The following is a 12,600-nucleotide window of genomic DNA, read 5'->3' on the forward strand; positions in this document are numbered from 1 at the left end:
CTCAGCATAAACCGAAAGATCGCCTTGCGCCTTGCTTTCATATTCCTGTTGTCGCCTGGCAGACATTTCGCTAAAGTCTCGCCCCTTCTCACCGGCATGGGGATTTATTGTGTTTATTGGATTCGACTACGGCACCGCAAACTGCTCGGTTGCGATAATGCAAAACGGACAACCGCAGCTCCTGAAAATGGAAAACGGCAGTACGCTGTTGCCGTCAATGCTTTGTGCGCCCACGCGTGAAGCGGTGAGCGAGTGGCTGTTCCGCCACCATCAGGTTCCGGCCACGGCGGCAGAGACCCAGGCGCTGCTGCGCCGTGCGGTCAGCTTTAACCGCGAGGAAGATATCGACGTTACCCCGTCCAGCGTGCAGTTCGGCCTCTCTTCCCTCGGGCAGTACATTGAAGACCCGGAAGAGGTCTACTTCGTTAAATCGCCGAAATCCTTCCTCGGCGCCAGCGGCCTGAAGCCGCAGCAGGTGGCGATGTTTGAAGATCTGGTCTGCGCGATGATGCTGCACATCCGCAATCAGGCGCAGTCCCAGGTGCCGGATGCCATCACCCAGGCGGTGATTGGCCGTCCGATTAACTTTCAGGGGCTGGGCGGCGACGAAGCCAACCAGCAGGCGCAGGGGATCCTTGAGCGTGCAGCGCACCGGGCAGGCTTCCGTGACGTGGTGTTCCAGTATGAGCCGGTTGCGGCGGGGCTGGATTTTGAAGCCACGCTGACGGAAGAGAAACGGGTGCTGGTGGTGGACATCGGCGGCGGTACGACGGACTGTTCATTACTGCTGATGGGTCCCCAGTGGCATCACCGTCGCGATCGTGAAAATAGTCTGCTGGGGCACAGCGGCTGCCGCGTGGGCGGTAACGATCTTGATATTGCCCTGGCCTTCAAGAGCCTGATGCCGCTGCTCGGCATGAGCGGTCAAACCGAGAAAGGCATCGCCCTGCCGATCCTGCCGTGGTGGAACGCGATTGCCATCAACGACGTCCCTGCCCAGAGTGATTTTTACAGCACCGCGAATGGCCGTTTCCTCAACGATCTGGTGCGTGATGCGCAGGATGCAGAGAAGGTCGCACTTCTGTATAAGGTGTGGCGTCAGCGCCTGAGCTACCGCGTAGTGCGCACCGCCGAAGAGAGCAAAATTGCCCTTTCCGATCGTCCAGAGCATGCGGTTTCGCTGCCGTTTATCAGTGACGATCTGGCTACGGCTATCACTCAGGAAGGGCTGGAAATGGCGCTCACTCAGCCGCTTCAGCGTATTCTGGAGCAGGTGCGACTGGCGCTTGAGAACGGCAAAGTGATGCCGGACGTAATTTACCTGACTGGCGGTAGCGCCCGTTCGCCGCTGATCAAGAAAGCGCTGGCGGAACAGCTGCCGGGGATCCCGATTGCCGGCGGCGATGACTTTGGCTCCGTTACGGCAGGGCTGGCGCGCTGGGCGCAGGTGGTGTTTAGCTAGCGTTGGTGCGGTCTGGTGCCCTCACCCCGGCCCTCTCCCACGGGGAGAGGGTGAAAACCGCTGCGCCACACTCAGACAATTCCCGACAGTCTTCCATATTTCCTCCATTTTTCCGCTGTGTTAGCTGACTAAACTAGTATCATTCCCCGAAAGAGTTTCAGGATGAGAACGTATAACGATGAAAGGCAGTAACAAATCCCGCTGGGCAATCGCCGTTGGTCTGATTGTGGTGGTCCTGGCCGCCGCCTGGTACTGGCACAGCCAGTCCGCGAACTCCACGGCACCTGCTGGCGCTAATAGCCCCTCACAACGCTCAACGGGCGGCGGGCGCCACGCTATGCGCGGCGGTGCGCTGGCACCGGTGCAGGCGGCAACGGCGGTGAATAAAGCGGTGCCTCGTTATCTCTCCGGGCTGGGAACCATCACCGCCGCCAACACCGTGACGGTACGTAGCCGCGTGGACGGTCAGTTGATGGCCATCCATTTCCAGGAAGGTCAGCAGGTAAAAGCCGGCGATCTGCTGGCGGAAATCGATCCAAGCCAGTTTAAGGTGGCCCTGGCGCAGGCGCAGGGGCAGCTCGCGAAAGACAAAGCCACCCTCGCCAATGCCCGCCGCGATTTAGCCCGCTATCAGCAGCTGGTAAAAACCAACCTCGTGTCACGCCAGGAGCTGGACACCCAGCAGTCTCTGGTCAGTGAATCTCAGGGCACCATCAAGGCCGACGAAGCCGCGGTCGCCAGCGCCCAGCTCCAGCTCGACTGGAGCCGGATCACCGCGCCGATTGACGGCCGCGTGGGCCTGAAACAGGTCGATATCGGGAACCAAATCTCCAGCGGCGATACCACGGGCATCGTGGTGATCACCCAGACGCACCCTATCGATCTCGTCTTTACCCTGCCGGAAAGCGACATTGCGACGGTGATACAGGCGCAGAAGGCCGGAAAAGCGCTGGTGGTTGAAGCCTGGGATCGCACCAACAAGCAGAAGCTGAGCGAAGGTTCGCTGTTGAGCCTGGATAACCAGATCGACACCACCACCGGCACCATCAAGCTAAAAGCACGCTTCAACAATCAGGACGATGCCCTGTTCCCGAATCAGTTCGTCAACGCGCGAATGCTGGTCGCGACCGAAGAAAACGCGGTGGTGATCCCGACGGCGGCCCTGCAAATGGGCAGTGAAGGCAACTTTGTCTGGGTGCTGAACAGCGAAAACAAGGTCAGCAAACACCTGGTGAAAACCGGCATCCAGGACAGCCAGACGGTGGTGATCAGCGCCGGGCTGTCCGCTGGCGACCGCGTCGTGACCGACGGTATTGACCGTCTGACCGAAGGGGCGCAGGTCGAGGTGGTGGAAGCGCAGAATACAGGAGCAAAAGCCTGATGCAGGTGATGCCGCCGAGCTCTACAGGTGGGCCATCACGCCTGTTTATTTTACGTCCGGTTGCGACGACCCTGCTGATGGTGGCGATCCTGCTGGCCGGGATCATTGGCTACCGTTTTCTGCCCGTGTCGGCGCTGCCGGAAGTGGACTACCCGACCATTCAGGTTGTCACCCTCTATCCGGGCGCCAGTCCGGATGTGGTGACGTCTGCCATCACCGCCCCGCTGGAGCGTCAGTTTGGCCAGATGTCTGGCCTGAAGCAAATGTCGTCCCAGAGCTCCGGTGGCGCTTCGGTCGTCACGCTTCAGTTCCAGCTCACGCTGTCGCTGGACGTCGCTGAGCAGGAGGTGCAGGCCGCGATTAACGCCGCCACAAACCTGCTGCCGTCTGACCTGCCGAATCCACCTGTTTACAGCAAGGTCAACCCGGCGGATCCGCCGATCATGACCCTTGCCGTCACCTCCTCCGCCATGCCGATGACCCAGGTGGAAGACATGGTTGAAACCCGCGTGGCGCAGAAGATTTCGCAGGTGACCGGCGTGGGGCTGGTGACGCTGGCGGGCGGTCAACGCCCCGCCGTGCGCGTCAAACTGAATGCCCAGGCCATTGCCGCGCTGGGGTTAACCAGCGAAACCATTCGCACCGCCATCAGCAGCGCCAACGTCAACTCAGCGAAGGGTTCGCTGGACGGCCCGACCCGCGCGGTCACGCTCTCCGCCAACGACCAGATGCAGTCCGCCGATGAGTACCGTCAGCTGATCATTGCCTACCAGAACGGCGCGCCGATCCGTTTGGGCGACGTGGCAACCGTTGAACAAGGCGCGGAAAACAGCTGGCTCGGGGCGTGGGCCAATAAGCAGCAGGCGATTGTCATGAACGTTCAGCGCCAGCCGGGCGCGAACATTATTGATACCGCCGACAGCATTCGCACCATGCTGCCGCAGCTGGTGGAAAGCCTGCCAAAATCGGTCAGCGTGAAAGTGCTCTCTGACCGCACCACGAATATTCGCGCGTCAGTGACCGACACCCAGTTCGAGCTGATGCTGGCGATTGCGCTGGTGGTGATGATCATCTACCTGTTCCTGCGCAACGTCCCGGCAACCATCATTCCCGCCGTCGCCGTGCCGCTCTCGCTGGTCGGCACGTTCGCGGTGATGATGTTCCTCGACTTCTCGATTAACAACCTGACGCTGATGGCGCTCACCATCGCCACCGGGTTTGTGGTGGACGACGCCATCGTGGTAATCGAGAACATCTCGCGCTATATCGAAAAAGGTGAAAAGCCGTTAGCCGCCGCGCTGAAGGGCGCGGGGGAGATCGGCTTTACCATTATCTCGCTCACCTTCTCGCTGATTGCGGTGCTGATCCCGCTGCTGTTTATGGGCGATATCGTCGGGCGGCTGTTCCGCGAGTTTGCCGTGACGCTGGCGGTCGCCATTCTGATCTCTGCCGTGGTGTCGCTGACGCTGACGCCGATGATGTGCGCCCGCATGCTGAGCCACGAGTCCCTGCGCAAGCAAAACCGCTTCTCGCGCGCCTCCGAGCGGATGTTCGAGCGCATTATTGCCGCCTATGGCCGCGTGCTGGCGAAAGTGCTGAACCATCCGTGGGCAACGCTCGGCGTGGCGCTCGGCACCCTGGCGCTCAGCGTCATGCTGTGGATTTTCATTCCGAAAGGCTTCTTCCCGATTCAGGACAACGGCATTATTCAGGGCACGCTTCAGGCGCCGCAGACGGTCTCCTTCGCCAACATGGCGCAGCGCCAGCAGCAGGTGTCTGAGATCATCATGAAAGATCCGGCCGTGGAAAGCCTGACTGCCTACGTGGGCGTGGACGGCACCAACCCGTCGCTCAACAGCGCGCGCCTGCAAATTAACCTTAAACCGCTCGATGACCGCGACGATCGCGTTAACGCGGTGATTGAACGCCTGCAAAGCGCGGTGGCGCGCGTGCCGGGCATTGAGCTGTATCTGCAACCGATCCAGGATTTAACCATTGATACGCAGGTGAGCCGCACGCAGTACCAGTTTACGCTCCAGGCCACCTCGCTTGAGGCACTGAGCACCTGGGTGCCGCAGCTGGTGGACAAGCTGAAAGCACTGCCGCAGGTTTCTGACGTCAGCAGCGACTGGCAGGATAAAGGGCTGGCGGCGTACGTGAACGTCAACCGCGACACCGCCAGCCGTCTGGGCATTACCATGTCCGACGTGGATAACGCCCTGTATAACGCCTTTGGCCAGCGCCTGATCTCCACCATCTATACCCAGGCCAACCAGTATCGCGTGGTGCTGGAACATAACACCGAAAACACGCCCGGGCTGGCCGCGCTGGACACGGTGCGCCTGACCAGCAAAGACGGCGGGATTGTGCCGCTCAGCGCCATTGCCAGCGTGGAAGAGCGTCACACCCCGCTGTCGATTAACCATCTCGATCAGTTCCCGTCCACCACCATTTCCTTCAACGTGCCGGACGGGTATTCCCTGGGCGAAGCGGTGGAGGCCATTCTGGGCGCGGAGAAAGAACTCAGCTTCCCGTCCGATATTCAGACCCAGTTCCAGGGCAGTACGCTGGCGTTCCAGGCCGCGCTGGGCAGCACCGTCTGGCTGATTGTCGCGGCGGTGGTGGCGATGTATATCGTGCTTGGCGTGCTGTATGAAAGCTTTATCCATCCGATCACCATCCTCTCCACCCTGCCGACAGCGGGCGTGGGGGCGTTGCTGGCGCTGATGCTGGCGGGGAGCGAGCTGGACGTCATTGCGATCATCGGCATCATCCTGCTTATCGGCATTGTGAAGAAAAACGCCATCATGATGATCGACTTTGCGCTGGCCGCCGAGCGCGAGCAGGGTATGGCGCCGCGCGAGGCCATTTACCAGGCCTGTCTGCTGCGTTTTCGTCCGATCCTGATGACCACCCTCGCCGCCCTGCTGGGCGCGCTGCCGCTGATGCTGAGCACCGGCGTGGGGGCCGAACTGCGCCGTCCGCTGGGCATCGGGATGGTGGGCGGCCTGCTGGTGAGCCAGGTGCTGACGCTGTTTACCACGCCGGTTATCTACCTGCTGTTTGACCGTCTGGCCCTGTGGACGAAAAGCCGCTTCCCGAAACGTGAAGAGGAGGCGTAAGTGAAGTTTTTCGCCCTCTTCATTTACCGTCCGGTGGCGACGATTTTACTCTCCGTCGCTATTACCCTGTGCGGCGTGCTGGGCTTCCGGCTGCTGCCGGTGGCCCCGCTGCCGCAGGTCGATTTCCCGGTGATCATGGTCAGCGCCTCGCTGCCGGGTGCCTCGCCGGAAACCATGGCGTCATCGGTGGCGACGCCGCTTGAGCGCTCGCTTGGGCGAATTGCCGGGGTTAACGAGATGACCTCCAGCAGTTCGCTGGGCAGCACGCGCATCATTCTGGAATTTAACTTCGACCGGGACATCAACGGCGCGGCGCGTGACGTGCAGGCCGCGATAAACGCCGCCCAAAGCCTGCTGCCAAGCGGCATGCCGAGCCGTCCAACCTACCGCAAGGCTAACCCGTCCGACGCGCCGATCATGATCCTGACGCTCACGTCAGAGACCTACTCCCAGGGCGAGCTGTACGATTTTGCCTCCACCCAGCTGGCGCAAACCATCGCCCAGATTGACGGCGTGGGCGACGTGGACGTCGGCGGCAGCTCCCTGCCCGCCGTGCGCGTGGGGCTGAATCCGCAGGCGCTGTTTAACCAGGGCGTGTCGCTGGACGACGTGCGTTCCGCCATCAGCAACGCCAACGTGCGTAAGCCGCAGGGCGCGATTGAGGACAACAGCCACCGCTGGCAGATCCAGACCAACGACGAGCTGAAAACCGCCGCCGAGTATCAGCCGTTGATTATTCACTACAACAACGGTGCGGCGGTGCGCCTGAGCGACGTCGCCAGCGTCACCGATTCGGTGCAGGACGTGCGTAACGCCGGGATGACCAACGCCAAACCGGCGATTTTGCTGATGATCCGCAAACTGCCGGAAGCCAACATCATCCAGACGGTGAACAGCATCCGCGCGCGCCTGCCGGAGCTTCAGGAAACGATTCCGGCGGCCATCGACCTCCAGATTGCGCAGGACCGCTCCCCTACCATTCGCGCCTCGCTTGAGGAGGTCGAGCAAACGCTGATTATCTCCGTCGCGCTGGTGATCCTAGTGGTGTTCCTGTTCCTGCGCTCGGGGCGCGCCACGCTGATCCCGGCGGTGGCGGTTCCGGTATCGCTGATAGGCACCTTTGCCGCCATGTACCTGTGTGGGTTTAGTCTTAACAACCTGTCGCTGATGGCGCTGACGATTGCCACCGGGTTTGTAGTGGATGACGCCATCGTGGTGCTGGAGAATATCTCGCGCCATCTGGAAGCGGGCATGAAGCCGCTCCAGGCGGCGCTTCAGGGGACGCGCGAAGTGGGCTTCACGGTCCTGTCCATGAGCCTGTCGCTGGTGGCGGTGTTCCTGCCGCTGCTGCTGATGGGCGGCCTGCCGGGGCGACTGCTGCGCGAATTTGCCGTCACGCTTTCCGTCGCCATCGGTATCTCCCTGGTGATTTCGCTGACGCTGACCCCGATGATGTGCGGCTGGATGCTAAAGCGCAGCCAACCGCACTCGCAGCCGCGCAGGAAAGGCTTTGGCCGCGTCCTGATGGCGATGCAGTCAGGCTATGGCAAATCGCTGAAATGGGTGCTGAACCACACGCGGATGGTCGGGCTGGTGCTTATCGGCACCATTGTGCTCAACGTCTGGATGTATATCACCATCCCGAAAACCTTCTTCCCGGAGCAGGATACCGGCGTGCTGATGGGCGGTATTCAGGCGGACCAGAGTATTTCGTTCCAGGCGATGCGGGGCAAACTGCAAGACTTTATGAAAATCATCCGGGAAGATCCGGCCGTGGATAACGTCACCGGCTTTACCGGCGGCTCGCGCGTTAACAGCGGGATGATGTTTATTACCCTTAAGCCACGCGGTGTACGTCACGAAACGGCGCAGCAGATCATTGACCGCCTGCGGCTGAAGCTTGCCAAAGAGCCGGGGGCAAATCTGTTTTTGATGGCCGTTCAGGATATCCGCGTCGGCGGACGACAGGCTAACGCCAGCTATCAGTATACCCTGCTCTCAGATGACTTAGCCGCCCTGCGCGAGTGGGAGCCGAAGATCCGTAAAGCGCTGGCCGCGCTGCCGCAGCTGGCGGACGTGAACTCCGACAGCCAGAATAACGGCGCGGAGATGGCGCTCACCTACGATCGCGAAACCATGTCCCGCCTGGGCATTAACGTTGAAGCGGCCAACAGCCTGCTTAACAACGCCTTCGGGCAGCGTGAAGTTTCCACCATCTATCAGCCGATGAACCAGTACAAGGTGGTGATGGAAGTTGATCCGCGCTACACCCAGGACATCAGCGCGCTGGACAAGATGTTTGTGATCAATAATGACGGCAAGGCGATCCCGCTGTCGTACTTCGCCAGCTGGCAGCCGTCGAACGCGCCGCTGTCGGTGAACCACCAGGGGCTTTCCGCCGCCTCGACCGTGTCGTTTAACCTGCCAACCGGCTCGTCGCTGTCTGAGGCCAGCGACGCCATCAACCGCGCCATGACCCAGCTCGGGGTGCCCTCCTCCGTGCGCGGCAGCTTTGCCGGTACGGCGCAGGTGTTCCAGGACACCATGAACTCGCAGGTCATTTTGATCCTGGCGGCTATTGCCACGGTTTATATCGTGCTGGGCGTGCTGTACGAAAGCTATGTGCACCCGTTGACCATTCTCTCCACGCTTCCCTCTGCGGGCGTGGGGGCGCTGCTGGCGCTGGAGCTGTTCGGTGCCCCGTTCAGCCTAATCGCGCTCATCGGGATCATGCTATTAATAGGTATTGTGAAGAAAAACGCGATTATGATGGTCGACTTTGCCCTGGACGCCCAGCGTAACGGCAACCTGACGCCGGACGAGGCGATATTCCAGGCCTGTCTGCTGCGTTTTCGCCCGATCATGATGACCACGCTGGCCGCGCTGTTCGGTGCGCTACCGCTGGTTATATCCGGCGGTGACGGCTCTGAACTGCGCCAGCCGCTGGGGATCACGATTGTCGGCGGCCTGGTGATGAGCCAGCTGCTGACGCTCTACACCACGCCGGTAGTCTATCTGTTCTTTGACCGACTGCGGCTGCGTTTTTCGCGTAAAAAGAGAACCACGGTGACCGAGTAAATGACCGACCTACCCAGTAACGTTCGCTGGCAATTGTGGATCGTCGCGTTCGGCTTCTTTATGCAGTCGCTGGACACGACCATCGTGAACACCGCCCTTCCCTCGATGGCGAAAAGCCTGGGGGAGAGCCCGCTGCACATGCATATGGTGATTGTCGCCTACGTGCTGACGGTCGCCGTGATGCTGCCCGCCAGCGGCTGGCTGGCGGATAAAGTCGGTGTGAGAAATATCTTCTTCACCGCCATTGTGCTGTTTACCACCGGGTCGCTGTTTTGCGCCCAGGCCAATACCCTCGACCAGCTGGTGATGGCGCGCGTGCTACAGGGCGTCGGGGGCGCGATGATGGTGCCCGTCGGGCGGTTAACGGTGATGAAAATTGTTCCGCGCGCGCAGTATATGGCGGCGATGACCTTCGTCACCCTGCCCGGTCAGGTCGGCCCGCTGCTTGGCCCGGCGCTAGGCGGTATTCTGGTGGAGTACGCCTCCTGGCACTGGATCTTCCTGATCAACCTGCCGGTCGGTATTATCGGCGCGATTGCCACCCTGACGCTGATGCCGAACTATAAAATGCAGACCCGGCGCTTTGATTTTTTTGGCTTCATCCTGCTGGCGGCTGGCATGGCGATGCTCACCCTGGCCCTCGACGGGCAAAAAGGGCTGGGGATATCCTCCCTGTCGCTCGCCCTGCTGGTGGCGCTGGGGATCACCGCGATTCTCTGGTATCTGTGGCATGCCAGAGGCAACGCTAACGCGCTGTTCAGCCTGAATCTGTTCAGGAATCCCACCTACCGTCTTGGTCTGTTCGGCAGCTTTGCTGGACGCATCGGCAGCGGCATGTTGCCGTTTATGACGCCGGTATTTTTACAGATTGGGATGGGCTTCTCGCCGTTCCACGCCGGGCTGATGATGATCCCGATGGTGCTCGGCAGCATGGGGATGAAGCGTATTGTGGTGCAGGTGGTGAACCGCTTTGGCTATCGCCGGGTGCTGGTGGCCGCCACGATCGGGCTGGCGTTGGTTTGCCTGCTGTTTATGGCCGTGGCGCTGCTGGGCTGGTACTACATCCTGCCGCTGGTGCTGTTCTGCCAAGGGATCATCAACTCCATGCGCTTCTCGTCGATGAACACCCTGACGCTGAAAGATCTGCCGGACGAGCTGGCGAGCAGCGGTAACAGCCTGCTGTCGATGATCATGCAGCTCTCCATGAGCGTGGGGGTCACGGTCGCCGGATTGCTGCTCGGCATGTACGGGCAGCACCATCTCAGCGCCGACACCCCCGTCGCGCATCAGGTCTTTTTATACACTTACCTCAGCATGGCGGTAATTATCGCCCTGCCCGCTTTTATCTTTGCCAGAGTACCGAATGACACGACCAAAAACGTCGTGATCCGACGCGGCAAAAGGAGTGCACCATGAAATTCTGGCGTCCGGGGATCACCGGTAAGCTTTTTGTGGCGATTTTCGCCACCTGTATCGTTCTGCTGATTACCATGCACTGGGCGGTGCGGGTCAGCTTTGAGCGCGGCTTTATTGACTACATTAAGCACGGTAACGAACAGCGACTACAGGGCTTAAGCGACGCGCTGGGCGAACAGTATAGCCTGCACGGTAACTGGCGTTTTCTGCGCAATAACGATCGCTTTGTGTTTCAAATCCTGCGCTCGCTGGAGCACGATAATGACGACGACCGCCCGGGGCCGGGCATGCCGCCGCACGGCTGGCGCACCCAGTTCTGGGTGATAGATCAGGAGATGCGCGTGCTCGTTGGACCACGCTCTCCGGTACCGCCGGACGGCACAAAGCGCGCCATTACCTCTAACGGCGCCACGGTGGGCTGGGTTATCGCCTCGCCGGTCGAGCGGCTGACGCGCAACACCGACATCAACTTTGACCGCCAGCAGCGTCAGACCAGCTGGCTGATTGTCGCGCTTTCTACCCTGCTTGCGGCGCTCGCCACCTTCCCGCTGGCGCGCGGCCTGCTGGCGCCGGTTAAGCGCCTGGTGGAAGGCACGCACAAGCTGGCGGCGGGTGATTTCTCGACCCGCGTGGACACCCGCAGCCAGGATGAACTGGGCAAGCTGGCGCAGGACTTCAACCAGCTCGCCAGCACGCTGGAAAAAAACCAGCAGATGCGCCGCGACTTTATGGCCGACATTTCGCACGAGCTGCGCACCCCGCTGGCGGTGCTGCGCGGCGAGCTGGAGGCGATTCAGGACGGCGTGCGGCAGTTCACCCCCGAGTCCGTGGCCTCGCTTCAGGCGGAAGTCGGCACGCTGACCAAGCTGGTGGACGATCTGCATCAGCTTTCCATGTCCGACGAAGGCGCCCTGGCCTACCAGAAAGCCCCAGTCGACGTGATCAATATCCTTGAAGTCGTGACCGGCGCATTCCGCGAACGCTTCGCCAGCCGTGACCTGAAAATCAACCTCTCGCTGCCGGACAGCGCGGTGGTATTTGGCGACAGAGATCGCCTGATGCAGCTGTTCAATAATCTGCTGGAGAACAGCCTCCGCTACACCGACGGCGGCGGCGCGCTGCATATCTCCGGCAGGCAGGAAAACGGGCGCTTTGCCCTGACCTTTGCGGACTCCGCCCCTGGCGTGAAAGATGCGCAGCTGGAAAAACTGTTCGAGCGCTTCTATCGCACCGAAGGTTCACGCAACCGCGCCAGCGGCGGTTCCGGCCTTGGGCTGGCGATTTGCGTTAACATTGTTGAGGCCCACGGCGGCACCATCCGCGCCGCCCATTCGCCTTTTGGCGGGGTTAGCATTACAGTAGAGTTACCTCTGGAACGGGATTTATCGAGGGAAGCATGACCGAGTTACCGATTGACGACAACACACCGCGTATTTTGATCGTGGAAGACGAGCCTAAACTTGGGCAACTGCTGATCGACTATTTGCGTGCCGCAAGTTACGCGCCAACGCTTATCAGCCACGGTGACCAGGTGCTGCACTACGTGCGCCAGACGCCGCCGGATCTGATCCTGCTGGATCTGATGCTGCCGGGTACCGACGGCCTGACTCTGTGCCGGGAAATTCGTCGTTTCTCCGATGTGCCCATCGTGATGGTGACGGCCAAAATCGAAGAGATCGACCGTCTGCTGGGGCTCGAAATCGGCGCCGACGATTACATCTGCAAGCCTTACAGCCCGCGGGAGGTGGTCGCTCGGGTGAAAACCATCCTCCGCCGCTGTAAGCCACAGCGTGAATTGCAGGTGCTGGATGCGCAAAGCCCGCTGATCGTCGACGAAAGCCGCTTCCAGGCGAGCTGGCGCAGCAAACTATTGGATCTTACCCCAGCGGAGTTCCGCCTGCTGAAAACGCTCTCCCACGAGCCGGGAAAAGTGTTTTCCCGCGAACAGTTGCTCAACCATCTGTATGACGATTACCGCGTAGTGACCGACCGCACCATCGACAGTCACATCAAAAACCTGCGCCGCAAGCTGGAGGCACTGGACGCCGACCAGTCGTTTATTCGCGCGGTGTACGGCGTGGGTTATCGCTGGGAAGCGGATGCGTGCAGGATTGCTTAATATTTGCTTTAACGATGATTAC

Annotated in this window: 7 protein-coding genes; all 7 read left to right on the forward strand. The window is 60.7% G+C overall.

The window, feature by feature from the left end; genetic code table 11:
- Positions 1-109: 109 nt before the first annotated feature.
- The gene (yegD, locus tag O1721_RS18665; RefSeq protein ID WP_032648875.1) at positions 110-1,462 is read left to right on the forward strand and encodes a molecular chaperone; all 1,353 of its coding nucleotides are present in this window, start codon (positions 110-112) and stop codon (positions 1,460-1,462) included.
- Positions 1,463-1,640: 178 nt separating this feature from the next.
- On the forward strand, positions 1,641-2,843 hold the full coding sequence (locus tag O1721_RS18670) for an MdtA/MuxA family multidrug efflux RND transporter periplasmic adaptor subunit (protein ID WP_032103515.1): 1,203 nt from the start codon (positions 1,641-1,643) through the stop codon (positions 2,841-2,843).
- The gene (locus O1721_RS18675; protein WP_032648877.1) at positions 2,843-5,965 is read left to right on the forward strand and encodes an MdtB/MuxB family multidrug efflux RND transporter permease subunit; all 3,123 of its coding nucleotides are present in this window, start codon (positions 2,843-2,845) and stop codon (positions 5,963-5,965) included. The genes O1721_RS18670 and O1721_RS18675 overlap by 1 nt, the downstream gene beginning before the upstream one ends.
- The gene (mdtC, locus tag O1721_RS18680; RefSeq protein WP_023295025.1) at positions 5,966-9,043 is read left to right on the forward strand and encodes a multidrug efflux RND transporter permease subunit MdtC; all 3,078 of its coding nucleotides are present in this window, start codon (positions 5,966-5,968) and stop codon (positions 9,041-9,043) included.
- Positions 9,044-10,459 carry an MFS transporter gene (gene mdtD, locus O1721_RS18685; RefSeq protein WP_023295026.1) on the forward strand — a complete coding sequence of 472 codons (1,416 nt, stop codon included), beginning with the start codon at positions 9,044-9,046 and terminating at the stop codon, positions 10,457-10,459.
- Positions 10,456-11,859, forward strand: a complete 1,404-nt coding sequence (gene baeS / locus O1721_RS18690) for an envelope stress sensor histidine kinase BaeS (protein ID WP_015572365.1) — start codon at positions 10,456-10,458, stop codon at positions 11,857-11,859. Before mdtD ends, baeS begins: the two co-directional genes overlap by 4 nt.
- Complete coding sequence (gene baeR, locus O1721_RS18695; RefSeq protein ID WP_032104607.1) at positions 11,856-12,578, forward strand: envelope stress response regulator BaeR; 723 nt, start codon at positions 11,856-11,858, stop codon at positions 12,576-12,578. Before baeS ends, baeR begins: the two co-directional genes overlap by 4 nt.
- Positions 12,579-12,600 lie beyond the last annotated feature (22 nt).

Source organism: Enterobacter cloacae complex sp. HYC033_NIDB (assembly GCF_056673335.1).